This window comes from Ruegeria sp. BHSC029 (assembly GCF_059613085.1).
The window spans coordinates 86713-109973 of sequence record NZ_JBXWRU010000001.1 but is presented as its reverse complement, the minus strand read 5'-3'; the positions used below and the strand labels follow the sequence as shown (position 1 = coordinate 109973).

21 protein-coding genes and 1 pseudogene are annotated in these 23261 nt (G+C 59.2%); 19 read left to right on the top strand and 3 right to left on the bottom strand.

Annotated elements, in window-relative coordinates; genetic code table 11:
• Nucleotides 1-129 precede the first annotated feature (129 nt).
• Complete coding sequence (locus AC2FML_RS00495; protein WP_496781517.1) at nucleotides 130-1014, top strand: NAD(P)-dependent oxidoreductase; 885 nt, start codon at nucleotides 130-132, stop codon at nucleotides 1012-1014.
• A complete protein-coding gene (denD, locus tag AC2FML_RS00490; RefSeq protein WP_496781515.1) occupies nucleotides 1011-1979 on the top strand; it encodes a D-erythronate dehydrogenase in 969 nt (322 codons plus the stop codon). The genes AC2FML_RS00495 and denD overlap by 4 nt, the downstream gene beginning before the upstream one ends.
• Here denD and AC2FML_RS00485 read toward each other — a convergent pair.
• On the bottom strand, nucleotides 1976-2626 hold the full coding sequence (locus AC2FML_RS00485; RefSeq protein ID WP_170389667.1) for a GntR family transcriptional regulator: 651 nt from the start codon (nucleotides 2624-2626) through the stop codon (nucleotides 1976-1978). The genes denD and AC2FML_RS00485 overlap by 4 nt on opposite strands.
• 198 nt (nucleotides 2627-2824) lie before the next feature.
• On the opposite strand from AC2FML_RS00485, the gene AC2FML_RS00480 reads away from it, so the two are divergent.
• The 10 genes and pseudogenes from AC2FML_RS00480 to AC2FML_RS00435 all read left to right on the top strand — a co-directional run bounded on the left by AC2FML_RS00480 (nucleotide 2825) and on the right by AC2FML_RS00435 (nucleotide 13829).
• Nucleotides 2825-3838: a TRAP transporter substrate-binding protein gene (locus tag AC2FML_RS00480; protein ID WP_170357472.1), complete on the top strand. Its 1014-nt coding sequence runs from the start codon at nucleotides 2825-2827 to the stop codon at nucleotides 3836-3838.
• Between the two features lie 78 nt (nucleotides 3839-3916).
• Nucleotides 3917-5086, top strand: coding sequence for a mandelate racemase/muconate lactonizing enzyme family protein (locus tag AC2FML_RS00475; RefSeq protein ID WP_496781514.1), 1170 nt, complete (start codon nucleotides 3917-3919; stop codon nucleotides 5084-5086).
• A 16-nt stretch (nucleotides 5087-5102) separates the two neighbouring features.
• Nucleotides 5103-5945: a TRAP transporter small permease subunit gene (locus tag AC2FML_RS00470; RefSeq protein WP_174819626.1), complete on the top strand. Its 843-nt coding sequence runs from the start codon at nucleotides 5103-5105 to the stop codon at nucleotides 5943-5945.
• Nucleotides 5945-7567 carry a TRAP transporter large permease gene (locus AC2FML_RS00465; protein ID WP_170594930.1) on the top strand — a complete coding sequence of 541 codons (1623 nt, stop codon included), beginning with the start codon at nucleotides 5945-5947 and terminating at the stop codon, nucleotides 7565-7567. Before AC2FML_RS00470 ends, AC2FML_RS00465 begins: the two co-directional genes overlap by 1 nt.
• Before the next feature lie 10 nt (nucleotides 7568-7577).
• Nucleotides 7578-8528, top strand: coding sequence for a phytanoyl-CoA dioxygenase family protein (locus AC2FML_RS00460; protein WP_496737223.1), 951 nt, complete (start codon nucleotides 7578-7580; stop codon nucleotides 8526-8528).
• A 24-nt stretch (nucleotides 8529-8552) separates the two neighbouring features.
• Complete coding sequence (locus AC2FML_RS00455; protein ID WP_496781512.1) at nucleotides 8553-10055, top strand: UxaA family hydrolase; 1503 nt, start codon at nucleotides 8553-8555, stop codon at nucleotides 10053-10055.
• Nucleotides 10052-11056: a Gfo/Idh/MocA family protein gene (locus AC2FML_RS00450; RefSeq protein WP_496781510.1), complete on the top strand. Its 1005-nt coding sequence runs from the start codon at nucleotides 10052-10054 to the stop codon at nucleotides 11054-11056. The genes AC2FML_RS00455 and AC2FML_RS00450 overlap by 4 nt, the downstream gene beginning before the upstream one ends.
• Before the next feature lie 125 nt (nucleotides 11057-11181).
• Nucleotides 11182-12084, top strand: a pseudogene (locus AC2FML_RS00445) (NAD(P)-dependent oxidoreductase); the annotation flags it as partial.
• A gap of 3 nt (nucleotides 12085-12087) precedes the next feature.
• Entirely contained in the window at nucleotides 12088-12969 is an 882-nt protein-coding gene (locus AC2FML_RS00440) for a DMT family transporter (RefSeq protein WP_170441806.1), read from the top strand.
• On the top strand, nucleotides 12966-13829 hold the full coding sequence (locus tag AC2FML_RS00435) for a sugar kinase (RefSeq protein ID WP_496734648.1): 864 nt from the start codon (nucleotides 12966-12968) through the stop codon (nucleotides 13827-13829). The genes AC2FML_RS00440 and AC2FML_RS00435 overlap by 4 nt, the downstream gene beginning before the upstream one ends.
• On the opposite strand, the gene AC2FML_RS00430 is transcribed toward AC2FML_RS00435, so the two are convergent.
• Together AC2FML_RS00430 and uxaC are read right to left on the bottom strand one after the other, a co-directional pair.
• Entirely contained in the window at nucleotides 13816-15012 is a 1197-nt protein-coding gene (locus tag AC2FML_RS00430) for a mannitol dehydrogenase family protein (RefSeq protein ID WP_496781508.1), read from the bottom strand. The two genes, AC2FML_RS00435 and AC2FML_RS00430, sit on opposite strands and share 14 nt — an antisense overlap.
• On the bottom strand, nucleotides 15013-16377 hold the full coding sequence (uxaC, locus tag AC2FML_RS00425; protein ID WP_496781506.1) for a glucuronate isomerase: 1365 nt from the start codon (nucleotides 16375-16377) through the stop codon (nucleotides 15013-15015).
• 102 nt (nucleotides 16378-16479) lie between these two features.
• On the opposite strand from uxaC, the gene AC2FML_RS00420 reads away from it, so the two are divergent.
• From AC2FML_RS00420 to AC2FML_RS00390, 7 genes are all read left to right on the top strand, one after another.
• The gene (locus AC2FML_RS00420; protein ID WP_496781505.1) at nucleotides 16480-17496 is read left to right on the top strand and encodes a Gfo/Idh/MocA family protein; all 1017 of its coding nucleotides are present in this window, start codon (nucleotides 16480-16482) and stop codon (nucleotides 17494-17496) included.
• Nucleotides 17493-18494 (top strand): Gfo/Idh/MocA family protein, encoded by a 1002-nt coding sequence (locus AC2FML_RS00415; protein WP_496781503.1) that lies wholly within the window; start codon nucleotides 17493-17495, stop codon nucleotides 18492-18494. Before AC2FML_RS00420 ends, AC2FML_RS00415 begins: the two co-directional genes overlap by 4 nt.
• A complete protein-coding gene (locus AC2FML_RS00410) occupies nucleotides 18491-19543 on the top strand; it encodes a Gfo/Idh/MocA family protein (RefSeq protein ID WP_496781501.1) in 1053 nt (350 codons plus the stop codon). Before AC2FML_RS00415 ends, AC2FML_RS00410 begins: the two co-directional genes overlap by 4 nt.
• Nucleotides 19540-20721 (top strand): mannonate dehydratase, encoded by a 1182-nt coding sequence (gene uxuA, locus AC2FML_RS00405; protein ID WP_496781500.1) that lies wholly within the window; start codon nucleotides 19540-19542, stop codon nucleotides 20719-20721. The genes AC2FML_RS00410 and uxuA overlap by 4 nt, the downstream gene beginning before the upstream one ends.
• A gap of 224 nt (nucleotides 20722-20945) precedes the next feature.
• The gene (locus AC2FML_RS00400) at nucleotides 20946-21836 is read left to right on the top strand and encodes an NAD(P)-dependent oxidoreductase (RefSeq protein WP_496781499.1); all 891 of its coding nucleotides are present in this window, start codon (nucleotides 20946-20948) and stop codon (nucleotides 21834-21836) included.
• 11 nt (nucleotides 21837-21847) lie between these two features.
• Complete coding sequence (locus AC2FML_RS00395) at nucleotides 21848-22711, top strand: sugar phosphate isomerase/epimerase family protein (RefSeq protein ID WP_170357457.1); 864 nt, start codon at nucleotides 21848-21850, stop codon at nucleotides 22709-22711.
• 111 nt (nucleotides 22712-22822) lie between these two features.
• Entirely contained in the window at nucleotides 22823-23242 is a 420-nt protein-coding gene (locus tag AC2FML_RS00390; RefSeq protein ID WP_170403924.1) for a secondary thiamine-phosphate synthase enzyme YjbQ, read from the top strand.
• Nucleotides 23243-23261 lie beyond the last annotated feature (19 nt).

The following is a 23261-nucleotide window of genomic DNA, read 5'->3' as shown; positions in this document are numbered from 1 at the left end:
CAGCACCAAAAAAATCTGCACGGAAACGCGACAGGCTTTGGCGCAGGAACTTGATGCCGTTAGCGTATGACAGAGATTTTGGTTTGGCTATAACCATGCGTGGTGCGGCCCGAAGGAGGACAAGCAAGCATGAGTGAACAGCGCAAAGTGACCCTTTTGGGCACCGGCCTAATGGGGGCGCCGATGGCACGAAACCTGCTTGCGGCAGGCTTTCCCCTGACCGTTTGGAACCGTAGCGCCGAAAAGGCACGGCCATTGGCGGACCAAGGTGCCGCGGTTGCAGACACCCCGGCCCACGCGGTTGCCCAAGCCGATGTGATCGTGACCATGCTGGCCGACGGATACGCAACCGGCCCGCTGCTTGAAGACCCTTCTTTCTGCGACCAGCTGAAACCTGGTGCCGTCTGGATCGACATGTCCAGCGCCAAGCCTGAACATGCCCGCGCGCAGTCGGCCCAACTCGAAACCCTCGGCCTGCGGCATCTGGATGCCCCAGTCTCCGGTGGCACCAAGGGGGCCGAGGCGGGCTCGCTGGCGATCATGGTGGGCGGCGATGAGAAGGTCATGCGGGAGGTCCTGCCAATCCTCTCCGCCATGGGGCGCCCCGTGCATGTCGGCCCCAGCGGCGCCGGACAGTTGTGCAAACTGGCCAATCAGACAATCGTGGCCGTCACGATTTCCGCCGTTGCCGAGGCAACCCTGCTGGCCGAACAAGGTGGCGCAGACCCGGCTGCTTTGCGCGCCGCGCTTCGCGGTGGGTTTGCCGACAGCGTGATCCTGCAGCAGCACGGGGAACGCATGTCCAACCGGGACTTCGTTCCCGGCGGACTCTCGAAGTTTCAGCTGAAGGATCTGGACAACACCTTGGCTGAGGCGCGCGGTCTGGGCCTGGAACTGCCCAATACGCAAGCCGTACGCGACCGGTTCGAATACCTGATAAACGAAATGGATGGGGCCGGGCTGGATCATTCTGCGCTCTACCTCGAACTCAGAAAACGGAATGGCATGTCGTGACGCATATCCTCATCATCGGCGGCGGTGGAATGCTGGGGCAGAAACTGGCGCATCACATTTCGGCCGAACAGACCTTTGGCCCGGACGCCCGTGTATCATTGTTCGACCTTTCATTTCCGGCCGAGGGTGCACCGGGAGAAAAAACCGTTGGCGACATCGCGGTCCCAAACTCGGCCAAGCTTCTGGCCGCTCAGCGCCCTGACGTGATCTTTCATCTGGCCGCGATTGTCTCGGGTCAGGCAGAAGCTGATTTTGGCCTTGGTTGGGACGTCAACCTGATGACGACCTGGGCACTGTTGAACGCATTGAAGGACGAGCATGACGCCACCAGCGGCGCCTACCGCCCGCGGCTGGTCTTCGCTTCGTCCATAGCCGTCTTTGGCGCCCCTTTCCCCGCAAGGATCGACGATGAATTCCTGTGCGCCCCTCTGACCAGCTACGGGGCGCAGAAGGCTGCGTCCGAGTTGATGATTTCCGACTTCAGTCGAAAAGGATACATCGACGGCATCTCCCTGCGGCTGCCGACGCTGTGCGTGCGGCCCGGCAAGGCAAATGCCGCCGCTTCCTCCTTCTTTTCGGGTATCATTCGAGAGCCCCTGAACGGGCTTGAGGCGGTTCTGCCGGTCCACGACACCGTTCGCCACTGGCACGCCAGCCCTCGGGCAGCGGCAAGATTTCTGACCCACGCGGCCGATCTCGATACGAAGCTGCTGAACGACCGGCGCGCCCTGAACATGCCCGGCATCAGTTGTACGGTCGCCGAACAGATCGAAGCTCTGCGCACTGTCGCCGGTCAAGACGCGGTCAACCTGATCAAGCATGCTCCCGACCCCGACATAGAGCGCATTGTCAAAGGCTGGCCACGCGACTTTCAAACCGACCGCGCGCTTGAGCTGGGCTTCCGCGCAGAGTCGAGCTTTGAAGACATCATCCGCGTTTATCTTGAGGATGACTTCCGCGCTTAGTCGCCCATCGTCTTGCCTGTAAGGTGGCGCTTGAGGTGGTCATGAATCTTCTGCTTGGTCAGTTGCTCATCGCCGGACAATGCGGCCTCGAGGATGTCGGCGTGATGCCGGATGTTCTCTGAGATGAACTCGAACCGCCGGTCCGCCACCATCAGCTGCTGCCGGAATTGCGCGTAAATTCGGCCGTGCATCTGCTTCAACGTTTCCGATCCGCAGGCCGAGATCAGCGTTTGATGGAATTCCTTTTCCGAGGCAAACCAGATCTCGATCAGCTCGCTGGGGTCGTCGGTGGCATGAATGCGCTTTTCGATATGGCTCAGCTTGTGATGCGCCGCAGTCAGTCTGGCTTCCCAATCCACCCCGCCGTTGCGGATCGACATTGCGGTGCCTTCTCCCTCCAGCAAAACGCGGATGTGGGTCAGCTCGATCAGTTTTTGCGGCGAACGCTTCGGGACACGAAAGCCCTTCTGCTCCTGAAAGTCCACCAAACCCACCGATGACAAACGAAAAAGAACTTCGCGAACCGTGCTGGCCGAGCACCCATAGTCCTTGCGCAACTCTTCGGCCCGAACCTTGGCACCATGCTCGAATCCGTTCGAGATCAGACGCATTTTAAGGTGCTGATAAATATCTACTTCTTCATTCATTCCGGTTTGCACCTTTCAGGTCTGGCCACTTAGTGTCCTAATCATATTTTCGATTTATTGCAAGAATCTCGAATTTCTTGAAAATTTCATATTTTACTTGTTGCATTCGATTCGACCGCTTAACGTCTAGCAGCGTGTCGACAAGGGAGGCGGCAAGATCTCCCACCCGGCGCACTGCTCAACGTCTGGGAGGACAATATGAAAATAGTCAAGACAGCGGCTGTTGCGGCCGTAGCAACGACGATGGCGGCCGGTTTCGCGGTGGCTGAAACGACCAAGCTGAGAATTCAAACCCATTTCTCGCCCGAGACGCTGTCCGGGCAGATGGCGGCAAAATACGTCGAAGACATCCAGGAAATGTCGAACGGCGAGATCGAAGTCGAGATGTTCTACTCGTCCTCGGTGGTCAAATCGGTCGAAACCTTCGATGCCGCGGCGACAGGCATCCTCGACTGCGACATGACCGGCGGCGGCTATCAGACCGGCAAAAACCCGGCCTTCCAGTTCGCGGGCGATCTGCTGGGCGGTTATCAGAACCCCTATCAGCAAATGGCATGGCTGCTGCACGGTGGCGGCAGAGATGCCGTCAATGACCTGTACAACGGCTACGACATGGAATTCATCGGCTGGTGGATCCCGGGGCCGGAATCTCTGGCCTCGACCAAGCCGATCGCCAAGGTCGATGACTTCAAAGACTGGAAATTCCGTTCGCCCCCGGGCCTGGCCACCAAGGTCTTTGCCGAGTTGGGCGCATCGCCGATCGTGATGGACTTCAACGAAATCTTCACCGCTCTGGAAACCGGCATCATCGACGGCGCGGATGCTGCGAACCTGACCAACAACGTGGGTCTGGGTCTGTACGAAATCGCCGGTCACACGAACTATCCCGGCTTCCACTCGATGCCCGCAGACCACCTGGCCTGCCGCAAGGACGTTTGGGACGCGATGCCTGCACATCACAAAAAGATCATGGAAGTCGCGATGGACAGTCTGGCGCTGCACAATGCGACGATCAACGAAGTGCAGAACGCTCAGACCGCCAAGGACCTGAAGGCCAAAGGCGTTCAGCTGTATGAGTGGACGCCGGAAGATCTGGCCGCCTACCGCGCAGCCGTTCAGGTCGGGTGGACCGAGTTCGCCACGACCCCAGAGGCCAAGGCGCTGTTGGAAAGCCACATCAACTTCCTGCGCGATCTGGGCGCAATGCAATAATCGGGCTTCGGCCATTCAACGACAATCGGAAAGGCCGTGCTGACGGCCTCTCCGAATGTGCCCGGGACCCTGCATTTCATGAAAATCACCAAGATCACCAGCCATGTACTGCAGTACAAGATGCCCGAAGTCCTGGGGTATTCGCAGCAGTATTATGACAAGCGCACAACCCATCTGGTCGAGGTTCAAACCGACGAAGGCGTGACCGGCTGGGGAGAGTGTTTTGGCCCCGGCAACGTAGCAAGAGCCAACAAATCCATCGTTGAACAGGTCATTCAGCCGATGGTTCTGGGGCTGGACCCTTTGGACAAGGACGTGATCTGGCACAAGGTGTACAACCTTCTGCGAGATCATGGGCAAGGCGGAATGCCGATACAGGCGCTGTCCGGCGTGGACATCGCCCTTTGGGACATCGTCGGCAAGGTGGCCGGTTTGCCGCTGCACAAACTCATCGGCGGCGCGCATCGGACAAGCGTTCCCTGCTACGGCTACGGGATGATGCTGCGGGATGAGCCGATCGCCGACCTTGCCGCCCGGTTCGAGGACGAAGCCGCAACGATCAAGGACATGGGGTTTGTCGCCACCAAGATGAAGACCGGGTTCGGACCCAAACCGGACGTACAGCTCTGCGAGGCGGTGCGTCGCGGGGTTGGAGACGACTTTCCCTTCATGGTCGACGCAAATCATGCCTACACGACCTCGGACGCGTTTCATGTGGGCCGCGCCTTGGAAGAGCTTGACGCCTATTGGTTTGAAGAACCGGTGGCCCCTGAGGATCTTGATGGCTATCGCGAACTGCGCGCGGGGCTGAAGGTCAATATCTCCGGCGGCGAGGCTGTGTTCAATCGCTGGGCATGGCGCGCGCTTCTCGAAAACCGCAGTGTCGATATCGCTCAGCCCGAAGTATGCGCGTTGGGCGGAATCTCTGAGTATCTGCGGGTACTTGCGCTGTGCCACGCACACTTCGCCCCGGTCGTCAATCACGTCTGGGGAAGTGCGGTTGCTGTGGCCACCAACCTGCATCTGCTCGCGGCAATGCCGGCAATTCCGGGCGGTCTGCACCCTTGGGAACCGATGTTGGAATTCGACACCACGGACAACAAGTTTCGCGACGATCTGCTGACCGTTCCGCTGGAGATACAGAAACAAGTCAAGGCCAACAAAGGCCGCGTGACGATCCCGACCGGCCCCGGACTGGGTGTCGAGCCGGACCTGGAATTTATCGATCACCACCGGATCGACGGATAAGGACGAGGGCTACGTGATGCAAAAAAACTCAGGCGGAATACTGGAGTGGCTCATCCCGCTCGCCTTCGTCGCAACGGCCAGTTGGCTCGTCTGGCATCTGCCGGCCTTCCTGTTGGACTGGCTGCCCTACACGTCCGAATCTCTGAAAAGCCAGGTAACGGAAATCTATCTGCGCAGCGACGTGACGCCCGAAATGACCGGGGTTTTCGGCGGATTTGTCGACATTGTCGATATCGGCGCGCTGATACTGCTGCCGATCCTTGCGGTGATCGGAACCAAGACCGTCCAGCCGGCCGCGATGGAATACGAGGGCACGACTGCGATGGACCGCTTCGCCCTTTTCATCGGCCGGGTCACGATGATGATGATCGCCATCATGACGGTGGTGATGCTGTACGAAGTCTTCATGCGCTACATCCTCGAAAAGCCGACCGAATGGGCCAACGAGATGACACTGTGGTTCGCCAGCTTCGTGTTCCTGATGTCCGGCTACTATGCCATGCAGCAACGCAGCCATATCCGGATCTTTCTGCTGTATGATGCGGTTCCTCGCTGGTTGCAGCGGGTGTTCGACACGATCTCGACCATCCTGATCGTGATGTTCGCGTTCTTTCTGGTCTACGGCAGCTATCAGCAGGTTTTCGTCAACAAACTCTACAAATGGGAGCTTTATGGCTCGGCCTTCAACCCGCCGATACCGGCGACGTTGCAACCCATGGTCCTGATCGTGATCACCCTGGTCGCCATGCAGGCCGTTCTGAACCTGATCGCGGATTGGAACAAAGAACCGGAAATCCACACGGATGAACCGGACGAAGACGAAATTGAAATGATCAAACGAGCGGTGGGACAAGACTGATGGATATTGGAACGATCTCACTCATCCTGATGGTCGCCCTGATCGTGCTTCTGGCGATCGGGATGCCCCTGGGTCTGGCCTCGGCCTCGCTTGCGGTTCTGGTTCTTGTTCTGAAGTTCGAGCCGACACTTCTTTTGAACCCGTTTTCATTCGGCGATGGCATTCTGACCGGACGCCCCGGGACTGGGCCACTCTATATTCTGGCGCAGAAGATATATGGGCTCTTAACGGACTACGTGCTCATATCCGTGCCATTGTTCATCTTCATGGCATCGCTGCTGGAGCGATCCGGGATCGCGCGCGACATGTATTCTTCGCTGAATGTCTGGCTGTCCAGAACTCGTGGCGGCATTGCGATCGTGACCTCGATCATGGCGGTGATCATGGCGGCCATGTCCGGCATCATCGGTGGTGAGGTTGTCCTGCTGGGTCTGATCGCCCTGCCCCAGATGCTGCGCCTCGGCTACGATCAGAACCTCGCCATCGGCGTCATCTGCGCCTCGGGGTCGCTGGGGACCATGATCCCGCCCTCGATCGTTCTGATCATCTATGGGCTGATCACCGAAACCTCGATCAAGTCGCTGTTCACGGCGTCTTTCATTCCCGGCTTCATGCTGGCCTCGATGATCATCCTGTACATCATCATTCGCACGCGGCTGAATCCTCACCACGCGCCGCTTCCGGAACCGGACCCGAGCGACCCCGAACCGGCTGAAAAGCGCAAACTGTTTGCCGCCTTCATGAGCATCGTCGTCGCCGGATTTTCCACCGTTCTGTTTATCCGGGCCGCGTTTTTCGAGCTTTCCGGCTCGAACGCTGCCAGCCAAGGCGAGCCCGCGCGATTGGGGACAGCTGACTACCTGCCCTGGTTTGCCGGTATTACGATCGTCGCCCTTCTGCTGATCTTCTTCGTCTTTGGCAAAGAGCGCGCCAAAATCGGGTGGGAAATGGGCAAAGGCCTCGTCGCGCCGCTGGTCGTCATCGGCGTCGTTCTCGGCTCGATCTATGGCGGGATCACAGGCATCACCGAGGCAGCAGGCATGGGCGCCTTCGCCGTTCTGATCATCGCCATCCTGCGGGGCGAAGGATCGTTCGAGCTGGTTTGGGACAGCTTGATGCGAACGCTGAAATCCACAGGCACCATCATCTGGGTCACCATCGGCGCCGCCGCGCTGGCGGGTGCCTACACCATTGCCGGCGGGCCCCAATACGTGGCCGATCTGATCGTTGGGCAGGACCTGCCGACGATGCTGGTCATTCTGGTTATGATGCTGATCCTGCTGTTCATGGGCGCGTTTATGGATTGGGTCGGCATCGTGCTTTTGATCATTCCGGTCTTTCTGCCGATCGTTCTGCGCCTTCCCATCGAGGAAATCGGACTCATCGGCCAGTTGCAGCCCAGCCATGTCGCGATCTGGTTCGGCGTCGTGTTCTGTATGAACATGCAGGTCAGCTTCCTGTCGCCCCCGTTCGGCCCGGCGGCGTTCTACCTGAAATCGGTGGCCCCGCCGCATATCAGCCTGACGGATATCTTCCGCGGCTTCCTGCCATTCATCGGGATCCAGCTGCTGGCGCTTTCCGTTCTTCTGATCTGGCCGGGCATCATCGCGCTGCTTTTGTGAGGTTGCACCCATGCTGACACAAGATCAGATTGGCAAGTTCCAGACGGACGGATACCTCGTGGTCGAGGATGTAATTCCCGGTGACGTCCTTGATCGGGTGCAAGCCGAATACTCGGATGTCCTGAACCGGCTCTTTGACGGTTGGTACGAAAAAGGGCTGGTCAAGGACGAACCATCCGGGATGTCATTCTGGGACAAACTTCTGTCCGCTTATCAGGCCGGTTGCGACTATTTCCAGCCGCTGGACATCTCATTGCCCGGCGACCGGATCATGGCTGACACACCGTTCCATATAGGACCCGCAGTGTTCGACTTGCTGACGGCCCAGCCCATGCTTGACATCGTCGAGCAGTTGATCGGGCCAGAGTTGGTCAGCAATCCGATCCAGCACGTTCGGCTGAAGCCCCCCGCCCTCAAGCTGTCCAAGGATGAGGTGCGCGCGCATATCACCGCAACAGACTGGCATCAGGACCGGGCAGTTGCGTTGGAGGATGCGGACCAAACCGACATGGTCACTGTCTGGATTGCCGTCAACGATGCAACGATCGAGAACGGCTGCCTGCAAGTGCTGCCAAAGGCACAGGACCAATCCATCCTGCCGCATTGCGCGCGCACGCAGACAGGCATTGCCGACGGGTTTATTGACGAAGACCGAGCCGTGCCCTTGCCCGTCAAGGCGGGCGGGGTCATCCTGTTTCACCCGCTGACGCCACATGCGTCGCTGGTCAACGAAACGGACCGGTTCCGCTGGTCGTTCGACATCCGCTTCAGTGCGGCAGGCCAACCCACCGGTCGAGACCATTTCCCCAGCTTCATCGCAAGATCCAGATCGCGCCCCGAAACCGAGCTGCGGGATTGGCGTGTCTGCAAATCCAATTGGGAGGCGGCGCGAGCAAAGCTGTCTGGACAGCCGCATATAGATATTCACCGGTGGACATCGGACTCGCCGTTCTGCGCCTAGCTGCAGCCGCCAGGAAAGCTGATTATGACTTTTGTACGTTTAGATCGAACGGATAGCGTGGTGGTTGCAACTCGGCTGCTGGAGGCCGGCAGTGTGGTCGAAGGCGTCACGACCAATGCGCGCATCCCATCGGGCCACAAGGTCGCCACGGCGACCCTTGCACCCGGCGATCCGGTCAGAAAATACGCCCAGATCATTGGTTACGCCACCCAACCGATCCACCCCGGCGATCATGTACACACCCATAATGTCGAGTTCCGAAACACCAGCGTGGACTATGAGTTTGCGACGGATCACAGGCCTATGAGACCCGCCACCTCGGTCGATACGTTCATGGGCTACCATCGGGACAGCGGTCGGGTCGGCACGCGCAATTACATTGCGGTTCTGACCACCGTGAACTGTTCTGCTACCGCGGCCCGCATGATCGCTAACCACTTCACGCCGGACAAGCTTGCCGCGTATCCGAATGTCGACGGCGTGGTGGCCTTTGTCCACGGAACGGGCTGCGGAATGGCAGATTCCGGCGACGGTTTCGAAGCTCTTCAACGGGTCATGTGGGGGTTTGCAAAACATCCCAACCACGCTGCCGTTCTGATGGTCGGTCTGGGCTGCGAAATGAACCAGATCGACTGGCTGCTGGACGCATATGGGTTGAAGCAGAGTCCAACCTTCCAGACGATGAACATCCAAAACGTTGCCGGGTTGCGTCGGACCGTGGAAATGGGCATCAGCAAGATCAACCAGATGCTGCCCATTGCCAATGAGGCAAAGCGCAGAGAAGCCCCGGCGTCTGAACTGATGGTTGCGCTGCAATGTGGTGGATCGGACGCTTGGTCCGGTGTGACGGCGAACCCGGCGCTCGGACATGCCTGCGACCTGTTGGTCGCTCAAGATGGCACGGGTGTCCTCGCGGAGACGCCCGAAATCTACGGAGCCGAACATCTTTTGACCCGCCGTGCCCTTGACCGCGCAACTGGGGAAAAACTGATCGGACTGATCGATTGGTGGCAGGACTACACCGCTCGCAATCACGGTTCGATGGACAACAACCCCAGCCCCGGCAACAAGCAAGGGGGTCTGACGACCATCCTCGAGAAATCGCTGGGGGCTGCGGCGAAGGGCGGAACCACCCCTTTGACCGGTGTATTCAAATACGCCGAACCCATCACCGCCAAAGGCTTCACCTTCATGGACAGCCCCGGATACGACCCGGCCTCGGTGACCGGCCAGATCGCGGCCGGGTGCAACCTTGTGTGTTTTACCACGGGGCGCGGGTCGGCCTTTGGGTCCAAACCGGCACCAACACTGAAAATCGCCACCAATTCCGAATTGGCGGCGCGTATGCCCGAAGACATGGACGTGGACGCGGGCGACATTCTGACCAAAGGCGTCAGCGTCGAAGAAAAAGGACAGGAGATATACCTACGGCTGCTCCAAGTCGCCTCCGGCGCGCGAACCAAGTCCGAGGCACAGGGCTTGGGTGATTACGAATTCGTTCCCTGGCAAATCGGAGCGGTGATGTGAAACATATCCTCGTAGCCGGCGGCGGATTGATCGGTATCCGCCACGTCCGCGCCGTCATTGAGCATCCCGGCTGCACGTTGGTCGGGTTGGCCGATCCGGATGGCTCAATCCAGATCGACGCGCCGCGTTTTGCCAGTATGGACGAGGTGCAGGACACAGTGGATGGTGTCATCATCGCGACGCCGACCCGCCTGCATGCCGAACATGGCATTCTGGCCGCATCCCGCGGTTGGAATATGCTGATCGAAAAGCCGGTTGCCGCGTCGGTCGATGATGCCCTGCGCCTTAAGACGGCCGTTAGCGAGGCCAATGTCCGCAGCCTGGTCGGCCACCATAGGCGGTACCACACAACCTTGCAGCACCTGAAGGAGGTGATCGCGCAAGGTACGATCGGACAAGTCATCAACGTCTCGTTGCTGTGGGCCATGCGTAAACCCGACAGCTATTTTGAACAGAACTGGCGGACTTCCGATGGCAGCCCGGTGATGATCAATCTCGTGCACGATATCGATGTCCTGCGCTTTGTGATCGGAGAAATCTCGGAGGTTGTCGCCCTGCCCGGCGCGTCAATCCGCGGATCGGATCGGATCGAAAGCGGCGCTGTCGCGATCGCATTCGAAAACGGCGCGACGGGTACCATCAGCTTTGCCGACACCGCGCCCAGCCCTTGGGGGTTTGAAGCCGGAACCGGCGAAAATCCGAACATCGGCACGACCCGCCAGGACATGATGTGGATCACGGGAACCAGGGGCGCCTTCAGTTTTCCATCCATGACCCTGTGGCGCGGACAGGATTGGGGCACTGCAGCCCAAAAAGACCAACTTCCAAGGCCGGACCAGACACGCACACCGCTGGAGGCGCAACTGGATCACTTCCTTGACGTGATCGATGGCGCCCCACCTTTGATCGACGTCGGGGATGCAGCCCGGACGCTCGAAGTCACATCACGCATCGAACAGGAGCTGAAGGCGCGAACCGCTCGAGCGCGGGCGCCGGCCTGACTGAGACGCGGCAGAGCAAAATTTCGGACCATTCAAAAGACCAATGACTATTCCCCGGGCAATATGAGCAATCAGACTGCAAATCCGCCCGCGACAGACACAAGAATGATAACCAGACTTATTCACGGAAAGGGAAACCAATGAGCAAACCATCAATTGGGTTTATCGGCCTTGGACTCATGGGCGGAGCCATGGTGAGCCGGCTGTTGGACCAGGGATACTCGGTCACGGTGTTGGGAAACCGCGACCGCACACATCTGGATGCCGCGATTGACCGGGGCGCCCGCGAGGCGCAAAACGCGCGGGAGTTGGCTCAGGCCAGCGACATCGTGATGCTGTGCATGGGAACGTCTGAGCAGGTCGAGGGCCGTATGCGCGGTGCTGATGGAGTGATCGCGGGACTGAAGCCCGGGGCGATCGTCATCGACTTTGGCACCTCGCTTCCGGGCAGTACACGCGCCCTGGCCGAGGAGGTTGCCGCAGCCGGCGGAAGCTACCTTGACGCGCCACTTGGCCGGACGCCGTCGCATGCGCTGGAAGGCAAGCTCAACATCATGACGTCCGGCGACAAGGCTGCCTTCGACAAGGCCGAGCCGACACTGAAGGATCTGGGCGAAAACGTCTTCTACCTGGGCCCTGTCGGATCGGGACATACGATCAAGCTGATCAACAACTTCTTCGGCATGACGGTCGCGAACGCGATGGCCGAAGCCTTTGCCATGGCTGACATCACCGGCGTTAACCGCAAGCAGCTGTATGACGTTATGGCCGCGGGGCCGCTGCATTCCGGAATGATGGATTTCGTCAAAGCCTACGGTGTCGAGAATGATCCAAACCAGCTGGCTTTTGCCATCAAGAACGCGGCAAAAGACCTTGGGTATTATGAGCGAATGGCGCGCGACGCCGGCGTAACCAGCGTGATGTCGCAGGGTGCGCTTTCCGCGCTGAACGACGCGCGCGACCACGGTCAGGCGGATGACATGGTCAGCCAGATGGTTGACTACTACGTCAGACGTTTCAACACCTGATCGATGGCCGTCACCGCCAACCCCACTGCGGATCTGCCGCGCCTCGGCATCGTGCTGATGCTGACGGCGTGGCTGTTCTTTTCGCTGGTGGACCTTGGGGCCAAATGGTTGGCGTTGGCCGGCGTGCCGGCATTTCAGTTGGCGTTCATGCGTTATGCAGGGCACTTCGTGATCTCAGTGGGCGTGATCGCCAAGGGCGGGATCGAGGCCAGCCGGTTCAAGACGGACCACCCTTGGCAGGTGATAAGCCGGGCCTTGCTGCTGATTTCGGCGACCGTTTTCAATTTTTATGCCCTGCGGTTTTTGCCGCTGACCGTCGTGTCGGCAATCATGTTTTCCAGCCCGGTCATTGTGTGTTTTCTGTCCGTCTTTGTGTTGAAAGAAAGCGTGGGCCCATGGCGTTGGACGGCCATCATCCTCGGCTTCCTAGGGGTGTTGGTTGTCGTGCGGCCGTTTGGTTCGGCCTTTCATCTGACCATGCTGCTGATCGTCTACAATGCCACCGCGTTGGCCTTGTACTCGATCATGACGCGCAGGCTGTCGGGGGTTGTTGCCGTGGACACCATGCAATTCTACCTCGGGCTTACCGGGACGGTGGTCCTGCTGCCCTTCGCCATCTGGTTTTGGATCCAACCGGAAAACACCTGGAGCCTGATCGTCCTGATCAGTCTTGGCGTCTTTGGATGGTGCGGGCATCAACTGCTGACGAACGCGCATCGGTTCGGAACGGCGAACCAGCTGATGCCATTTACCTATTCGTTCCTGATCTATGTTGCGATCTGGGGCTATCTGTTCTTTGACACGGTACCGGACGCATTCACGTTGGCAGGGGCTGCGCTGATCATGGCCGCCGGTCTCATCATCTGGAAAAGAGAAAAGAAATGACGCGAATTGCCTGCATCGGCGAAGCAATGATTGAATTGTCCATGCTGGAAACCGGCGCGAAGGTGGGTGTCGCGGGGGATACGTTGAACACGGCCATCTACATGCACCGCGCAGCGCCTGACCTGCAGGTGGAGTATGTGACATGTTTGGGCGACGACCCGTTCTCGGGGCGCATCGCGGACTTCATCGCCACTCATGGCATCGGGACATCCGGCATCCGCATCATTCCGAACGCCTCTCCGGGCCTGTACGCGATCACGACCTCTGCGGACGGTGAACGCAGCTTTACCTATTGGCGCAGCGAAGCGGCCGCCCGTCAGCTTTTTGCCAATCACGACTTTAGCTCGTTGAACGGCTATGACGTGCTGTACTTGTCGGGGATTTCCGTGGCCATTCTTCCGCATTCGGTAAGGCTTGCGCTTCTGGACTGGCTCGACGGCGCTTCAGTCCGGTTGGTCTATGACAGCAACTTTCGTCCACGTCTTTGGGATAGCGTTGAACACGCCCGGCAGATCAACCAACGCCTTTGGCGGCGTGCGGACATCGCCCTGCCATCCATCGACGACGAGATGGCACTTTTCGGGGAAAGCGCCGAACAGGTGGCGGCGCGCTTTGCGGGTCATCACGGAATCGGCGCGTTGAAGCGCGGAGAGAATGGCCCCCTGTCCATTGGTCAGAGCATTGACCAAACCTATGAGCCTGCCAAAAACGTGCTGGATACGACCGCGGCAGGCGACAGTTTCAACGGTGGGTACCTCGCGGCGTTGCTGACTGGGAAATCACAGGCCGAGGCCCTGATGGCTGGACACAATCTGGCATCCACCGTTGTTCAGTTCCGCGGCGCGATCATTCCCGGATAAACGGCGCGAGATCCTCGGCTCCGACAAGACGCAAAAGCGGCATTAGCGGATCTGGCTGCTTGGCAGCCAAAGCGATTTCCGACGCGCAAGGATCGTTCAGCGCCCGACCTTTGGCGGTCTCGGACATGCAATAGGAGACCCAGGCCCGCATCCCCGCGATCACCGCCTGAGAGCCGGTCTCACGAAGTGTGGAAACAAATCGATAGGGCAGCTTCTGGCTTCCATCCATCGCGATTTGGTCCAGACGGTGCGCCAACTCGGGGTTTTCAAAGCGGCGCAACAGAGCCTCGGCATAGTCCGGAACCTGTGCTTGGACCGCGGCGGGCAGCGTTGCGCCCGCATCCTTCATCAACTCGGAAACTAGCGGGCGCAGAACCGGGTCTCGAACCGCTTCGTGGACGTAGGTCAGGCCCCGCTCCAACCCGGCATAAGCCAACAGGGAATGGGCCCCGTTCAACATGCGCAGCTTTCGAAGCTCGTGCGGGGCCACGTCATCGACCAATTGCACGCCCGGCCAATCCGGATGCGGTCCGGCAAAATTGTCTTCGATCACCCACTCAGAGAACGCCTCGGTCGGAACGGCCATGGGATCGCCGCTGATTGCGCGTACAGAGTCCGTTGTGGCCGGGGTGATCCGGTCGACCATCGCGTTGGGAAAGCGAACGGTGTCCCAATTGACGTCCAGACCGGCTGCTTTCGCGAAATCGGAAACGGCCGTCTCGAGCGTTTTGCCATTTTCCGTACGATTGTCGCAGCTTAGCACCGTCACAGGTTTGCGCCGTTCCGCAAGGCCAAAAGCCAAAAACCCGATCAGAGTCGCGGGCCCCTGCCCTGCCAGATCGGCGGCAATCGCCGGGTCCTGGAGGTTCAGCTTGCCCGCGGCATCAAGATGATAACCTTTCTCGGTCACGGTCGCCGAGATGATCTCGGCATCCGTCATCGCATCGAAAATCGCTGCACGACCCTCGGGCGCGACCAGAACGTCGCGAAGAGCTTTAATGCGCCGGACGCCCTGCCCCGGCACGCACAGATCGTACTCGAAACCCTGCCGGGCCAATCCATCCCGAACCGAGGATGAACGCAGGCTGACGCCGACAACGTCCCATCCGCCCGCTTGATCGGTGTAGTTCAGCAAATGCGCCCGGGCAAAGTTTCCGAGGCCGAAGTGAAGAATTGTACCCATCTAGCTTTGCAATCCATAAACCTGTTTCGCCAGATCGACCGCCAGCAACCGTGCAAGATGCTCGGCACTGTCCCGACCGAAGTAACAGCGCGCAACCTGCTCGGCCAAATGAATCGCCACGCCCCGCCGCCAGAGGTCGTGTCGTGCAGGAATGGACAGGAAAGCCCGCGTGTCGTCATTGAATCCGGCAAGATTGTAATATCCGGCCGTTTCAACGACCTGATCAAAATACCGCGCAATCCCGGCCGGACTGTCATGGAACCACCAGGGCGGCCCGATCCGAAGGCACGGCCAATGTCCCGCCATTGGTGCCAGTTCACGGGCATAGGTGCCTTCGTCCAGTGTGAACAGAATGATGCGCAGTTCCGCCGAGTTTCCGACCCGGTTCAACAGCGCCTCAAGGCCCGTGACCCAATCCATCGCGATTGGAATGTCGGCCCCCTTGTCCCGTCCGAAATCCCGCAATAACGCGTGGTTCGTGTTGCGCTTGCTGCCTGCATGTATCTGCATGGTCAGACCATCATCGACAGACATCTGCGCCATTTCGATCAGCATATGCCCGTAGAAACGGCGGGCGTCCTGTTCGGTCCCTTCCCGCCGTCTCAGCCGCTGGTACAGCGCATCCGGGTCCTCAAGCCACTCGGTCTGTACACGTTCGATACCGTGGTCGGTGGCGGTACAGCCCAGTTGGATGAAATAAGCTCGCCGCATCCGCAGTGCGTTGAGATAACCATCATAGCTGTCCAGATCGCAGCCTGTCAGCTCGGCCAACTTGTCCAGGTTCTGTACGAACTCCGGGTCCGCCCCATCCAAAACCCCGTCCGGGCGGAACGTCGGAACAACCCGCCCGCCCCATCCGCTTGCACGGATCTCCTGATGCTGTGTGAGAGTGTCGAGAGCCGAATCCGTAGTGGCCAGAACCTCGATCCCGAACCTGTCGAACAATGCCCTCGGGCGAAAATCGGGTTGCGCCAACTTTTCCGCGATCTTGTCGTAGATCAGATCTGCGGTGCGAGAAGACAACTCCTCGGACACGCCCAGCGTTTCATGCAGCACGTAGTTCATCCAGATCCGGGAAGGCGTTCCCAGAAACAGATGCCAATGTTCGGCAAATGTGCGGAAAACGGCGCGAGGATCCTTCTTTCGCCCCTCTTCCCCAACGCCGAGTTCCGACAAGGGAACGCCCTGCGAATAGAGCATACGGAACACGTAATGGTCGGGAACCACCAACAGCTCTGCCGGGTTGGGAAACGGCGCATCGGATGCAAACCACCCCGGATCGCAGTGACCATGCGGAGACACGATCGGCAGGTCCTTGATGCCCAGGTACAGGTCTTCTGCCCTCCCATTCAAATTGCCAGTCAATTCTGCCTCCGATACTGCTGCCCGCAATTGTTAACACAGTTTTTAATGGTTGCATCTTTCCCGTTCAAACCCGCAGACTGACCGGGTGATCCGGGGGATTGAATGAATATTGCGCTGATTGGTTTGGGGATGGTTTCCGGCACGCATGTCGCCGCCATTCGGGCATCGGATCAAGACCTCGGTCTTGCCGGAGTCCTTGGGCGCAATCCTGACAAGGCAGCTGAGTTCGCTCGGCGAAACGAGACCCGCGCATTCGTCTCGGTCGAGAAAATCGCAAACGACCCAAAGGTCGACTTTGCGATCATCGCAACCCCGCCCGATCAGCGCACTGAGTTGGTACGGATTCTTTCGACCGCGTCGAAACCGATCCTGATGGAAAAGCCCATTGAAAGAACACTGGGCGCCGCGAAAGCCATTGTCGAGCAGTGCGAGGTGTCTGGTGTGCCGCTGGGCATCGTCTTTCAGCACCGCGCACGCGCCGCCTCGCAGGCGCTGAAATCCGCCATTGAACGGGGTGAGTTGGGCGCGATCGCCACGGTCGAGATCCGTGTCCCCTGGTGGCGTGCTCAGAGTTACTATGACGAGCCAGGGCGCGGCACTTACACACGTGACGGAGGCGGCGTCATGATCTCGCAGGCAATCCACACGCTTGACCTCGCGATGTGGCTGCTGGGGCCGATCTCGAACATTCAGGCCGTGATGAGAAAAACTCCTCTACACGATCTCGAAGCCGAGGATTGGGCAGGTGCAGTCTTTGAAATGGACAACGGAGCGGTGGGAACGTTGATGGCAACTACCGCCGAATATCCCGGGTCTGCTGAGTCCATCACGATCCAAGGCACCCTAGCCAAAGCGCATCTGGAGTCAGGTGTCCTGACCGTGACCACTTTCGACGGCCGGGAATCCACGGTCGGCGAAACCGCCGCCACAGGCGGAGGGGCCGATCCCATGGCGTTCACACATGCCTGGCACCAGGCGGTCATCGAGGACTTCGCCAAGGCCGTTTCCAGTGGAACGCAACCTATGGCCACCGGACGCAGTGCCCTCTTGACCCACGCCGTCATCGACGCGATGCAGATCGCCAATCGAACCGGCCAGAAAACACGAGTCATCTCATGAGCCTGACCTGCGTCGCCCTTGGCCTCGACCACCGCCATATCTACGGCATGACGGAAAACATGCGCAAAATCGGCGTAGACTGCATTGGCTATTGGACACAGGGCGATCCGGAGACGCTGGCGGGCTACGTCAAAAGGTTTCCCGATATTCCGCGGCTGGCCCAACTGGAAGACGCCCTGACCTGCGGCGCGGATCTGGCGCTGATTTCAGCGATACCGGCAGACAGGGCCGCGTTGGCGGTCCGCGCGATGCAGAACGGCATGGATGTCATGAGCGACAAGCCGGGCTGCACGACGTTCGAACAACTCGACCAGATCAAAAGAGCGGTCGCAGACACCGGTCGGATCTGGTCGGTGAACTTCTCGGAGCGGTTCGAAACGCCCGTCAGCACCCGGGCCATCGAGCTGGTCGAGGCCGGTGCCATCGGGCGCGTGGTCCAGACGGTCGGACTTGGCCCGCACCGATTGAACCGAGCGACCCGGCCGGAATGGTTTTTTCGGCGCGACTGCTACGGCGGCATTCTGACCGACATCGCCTCGCATCAGATTGATCAGTTCCTGCACTACACGGGTTCGAAAACCGTCGAAATCACAAACGCTTATGTGGCAAACTACGCAAACCCGAGCGATCCCGGATTGCAGGATTTCGGCGAGATCAATCTGCGCAGCGAGAATGGAACCGGGTACATCCGGGTTGACTGGTTTACGCCGGATGCCTTGCCAAACTGGGGGGATGGTCGTCTGACGATCCTAGGCACCGAAGGATACATCGAGTTGCGGAAATACGTCGATGTGGGTGGAGCCCCGGGGACAGATCATCTGATCCTCGTCAATGGTAACACCTGCCAAAAGATCGACGCATCCGACGCTGGCCTTCCCTACTTTTCGCGCCTCGCCGATGACATCCTCAACCGGACCGAAACCGCAATGACGCAGACCCACTGCTTTACGGTCATGGAACTGGCACTGCGCGCGCAGGAAATGGCGGAACGCAGATGATCAACGTTGCGATCCTCGGCGCAGGTATCGGTGCGCAACATCTGGACGCTCTGGAACGGCTTGACCGCACCTTTTGCGTAGCCGCCGTGGTCGACCAGAATATCGACCGGATCGAACAGATACGGCAGAACTCGGGTTTTCGAGCATTGACCAACATTCAGGACGCTCTGGATGATCCGACGATTGATGTCATCGACCTCTGCCTGCCGCCCCATCTGCATGTGCCGACCACGCTTGCAGCATTGGCTGCTGGAAAACACGTTGTTTGCGAGAAGCCTCTTGCGACCTCGATGCAGGATGTGGATCGGATCACGGCAGCCGCAAGCAGCGCGGGCAAGCAGGTGTTTCCGGTCTTTCAATACCGGTGGGGCCCGTCACTGGCCCAATTGCGCCACCTTCAACGCGCAGGCCTGACCGGAGCGGTCCAAACTGCCGCGCTTGAAACCCATTGGTCCCGAGGGGCGGACTATTACGCGGTACCGTGGCGGGGGACATGGGCCGGTGAACGCGGCGGCGCGGTTCTGGGCCATGCCATCCACAACCATGATCTGCTGACTCATATCGCGGGTGATATCGCCTGGGTTTCTGCAATGACCACAACGCGGGTCAACCCGATCGAGACCGAAGACTGCGCCGCGATCTGCTTCGGCATGAGTTCCGGCGCTTTGTGCACAAGCAATATCACACTAGGCGCAGCCACGGACGAAACCCGCCTGCGGTTCGTCTTTGAAAATTTGACTGCCACTTCTGGCACCGAACCTTATGCTCCGGGTCAAACGCCCTGGACTTTCGTCGCGCGGGACCCCGTAGATCAAGCCGCTGTCGACGAGGCTCTTGCGGCCTCCGCCGCCGAGCCAACTGGTTTCGAAGGATTTTTTACCGAAGTCGGCAAGGCGCTGCGGTCCGAGGCAAATTCGGCCGTTACGCTGAAGGATGGCGCTGCGTCCATCGGCCTTGTGACGGCGATTTATCACGCTGCGCGCACCGGGCAGCGCGTTGCCCTTCCCATCAGGCCCGATCACCCGCTGTATGAAGGATGGCTGCCATGAAACAATGTTGGCGTTGGTTCGGACCCGAGGATCCGATCGCTCTGGCCGATCTCCATCAGGTCGGGGTTCAGGGTATCGTCACCGCGCTGCATCACATCCCGCCGGGACTGCCCTGGGACGAACCGAGCATCGCCGATCGGCAGGCAGTTCTGGCTGCTGCCGGGTACAGTTGGGACGTTGTCGAAAGCCTGCCCGTCTCAGAGGCGATCAAGACCCAGTCGGCGGACATGGCCGAGCATCTGCAGGCGTACAAGTCCAGCCTCAGGGCCCTGTCCGCCCGTGGCATCAAAGTTGTTTGCTACAACTTCATGCCGATCCTGGATTGGACGCGCACCGCCCTTCGCGCCCTGCAGCCGCATGGCGGAACGGCCATGCTGTTCGACCTGACCGATTTTGCAGTTTTCGACATACATATTCTTGAACGTCCCGGCGCGTCCGAAGACTACTCCAAAGCCGTTCAGCAAGCGGCCAAGGATCGCTTCATAGGCATGTCGGATGTCTCCAAGGCCCAGTTGCAGCACAATGTCACCGCGGGGCTGCCCGGCGCCAACGATCAGTGGAGCGTAGAGGACGTACGCGCCTTGCTGCAGACATATGCCGAGATAGACCGTGACCGACTGCGCGCAAACCTCATCGACTTCCTGTCTGAGGTCGCCCCGGTCGCCCAACAATTGGGGCTGCGCTTGTGCTGTCATCCCGATGATCCGCCCTTCTCGTTGCTCGGTCTTCCAAGGATCATGTCCAGTACCGAGGACTACGGCGCCGTACTGGATGCGGTTGATATGCCCGCGAACGGCGCAACCTTGTGTACCGGATCGCTGGGTGTTTCCCCTGAATTCGATGGGCCGGAGTTCGTGCGCCGGCATGGCGACCGGATTCACTTTGTCCATCTTCGGAATACCCGACGCATCGCGGGGTCGGACAGACAGAAGCCGGATTTCTATGAGGCTGCGCATCTGGAGGGCGACACCGACATGGTCGGAACCATTCGCGAGCTGATGGGCGAACAACGCCGCCGCAAATCCCAAGGGCGAGACGACTGGCAAATTCCGATGCGACCCGACCACGGACAAGAGCTGCTGGGCGATCTGGGCGGACACAGCACTCCCGGCTATCCACTGATCGGACGAATGCGCGGGTTGGCCGAACTGCGCGGCATCATGGCGGCGTTCTTGTAACGCGTCGGATCAGGCGGTTTCTTTCCACCCGTATCACTTCTTTGCTTGCCTGAGCGCGCCATTGTTCGTTTACTTACGGTACGTAAACGGGCAGCGGGGTGTCTTCCGGACTCGCCCGACGTCTGTTCAAGACGCGTGAAACTCCCGCGAAAACCGATGCCTTGAGGCATCAATTTTCGAAACGTCTGCCAGACGGCAAAGACGGAAGAACGGGAGGAGTCCAAATGAAAACTGCAGGCGTAATCGGTCTAGGCGACATGGGCAGCGGCCTTGCCCAGAACCTGATCAAGAATGGCTTTGAAACATCTGGTTTCGACTTGAGTGAGACGCGTATGACGGCATTTACCGACATGGGCGGCCTGCCTAAGGACAGCGTGGGACAGGTCGGCCGTCATGCCGCCAGCGTGTTTGTCATGGTGATGAACGGAGATCAGGCCCGCGATGTCATTCTGGGTGAAGACGGACTGGTTGCGAACATGGCCGAAGGCGGAACGGTCATCCTGTCGGCGACCATTACCCCGGCCGAAGCAAGCGCGATCGGGCAAGACATGGAAGGTTCGGGCATCCACCTGATTGACACCCCGGTTTCGGGTGGGTTTCCCGGCGCGCAGAACGGCACATTGACGATGATGGCTGCCGGAGCTTCGGATGTGCTGGACCGAAATGCCGAAGTCATGCAGGCAGTGTCGGCAACCATTCACCGGGTCGGAGCAAACGCCGGCGACGGGCAAACCGTGAAAGCCTGCCTGCAATCCCTTATCGGATCGATCTTTTCCGCCACATTCGAGGCTGCGGCCCTGGCGGCCAAAGCCGGTGTCAGCGGTCAGGCATTGCTTGACGTGTTCTCATCCTCTAGCGCGGGGTGCGGTGTGGTGAATACCGCCCTTGAAAACATCATTGATCGCAAGTTCGAGGCTACTGGCAGCCACATCGCAACCATGCACAAGGACCTGACGATCTCTCTGGCCCTGGCCGGTGCGTTGGGCGTTCCAATGCATACCGCCTCGTCCGCAATGCAGATCTTTCACGCCGGAAAAACCAAATACCCGAACGGCGACAACTGGGTGTGTACCCGCGTCATCGAAGAGATCGTTGGCGCAGAATTGCATCGCTGAGGGGGCCGGACATGAAATTAGGTGTAATTTGCGACGGCATTTCCCGCGATCTGCGGCATGCCGTGGACGTGATGGACGAATTCGGTCTGGACTATGCAGAACTTCAGTTCGTAGGCGACACCGAGGTCGGGGACCATTCCCCGCAGGAAATTGCCGAGATCGACGCGCTCTTGCGCGACCGGGGCAAGCCTGTGTCCTGTCTGTCGCGCCATATCTTCGCGGGGATGACAGCTGCCAACAGGCCCGGTGACGAGCTGCACACCCGACACATGGACGCCTTGAAACGCGTGATCGACATGGCGCATGTCGTGGGGTCTCCGCTGGTTCGGATCATGACCCAACGAAAAGAGCAGATACTCTGGGGAAAAAACGGCGCCGAGAAGTGGAACGTCGCGCATGGGGTATGGGACTCGATGCCACCGCTGATCGCGCCGGCGGTTGAACTGGCCAGGGCTGAGGGCGTGACGCTTGTCGTGGAAACCGGAAACGGCACGCTGGTCAATTCGAACTATACCGCCCGCAAACTGATCGACGAGTTGGATGCAAAGGATGCGTTGAAAGTTCTTTGGGACCCCGGAAACAACTGCTGGTGCCATGAACTGGCATACCCGGACGGTTACGAAGAACTGCGCGGCGGCTATCTGGGGCACATTCACATCAAGGACGTAAAGGTCGATACACCGCGGGCAACGCTGGAAGTGCGCCGCATGGGGGAAGGTCAGCTTGCGCCTCTGTTCCAACCCATCGCGGACGCGCTCCGATCCGACGGCTATGAAGGCGTGATTTCCTTCGAAAGCGTTTATCATCCCGGCAACGGAAATTTCGAAGATGGGTTTCGTCTGTGCATAGACAAGTTCAAAAGCCTGTTTGCATGAATGAAAGCTCTAGAGTGTTACAAATCAGATACTTAAGCCTCCAAGTTGAATGCCGAATGGGGCGCGGAAAGCTGGGCACACTCCCGCAAAATCAAGGAAAGGATCTGATGGATGAAGCAAGAGTTTTTTGAATTGTCCATTGAAACGCCCGGCAAATCCCTGACCGACATCAGCGGGGTGGTTCAGCGTGCGGTTTCCGAACATGAGTTTGTCTCGGGCCTGCTTACCCTTTGGTGCGTCCACACCGGTGCCGCGCTGTTGGTGCAGGCCAATGCCGATCCCGAGGTGGTTAAGGATATCGAGAGGTTCTTCGAAGAACTGGTCCCCAAGTCACCAGGCAAGTATCACCACCGCCCGAGCGAAGACGACAACGCGCCATCGCACCTGCGGGCGCTGTTGACGCAAACGCAGGTGTCGATCCCGGTCGAACAGGGACAGCTTCCGCTGGGTCGCGTACAAAGCCTGTACCTGTTCGAACATCGCGAGGCACCCAAGACACGACGATTGAAGGTGCACTACATCGGGACTTGAGGCCTTGGGTCACATGGAG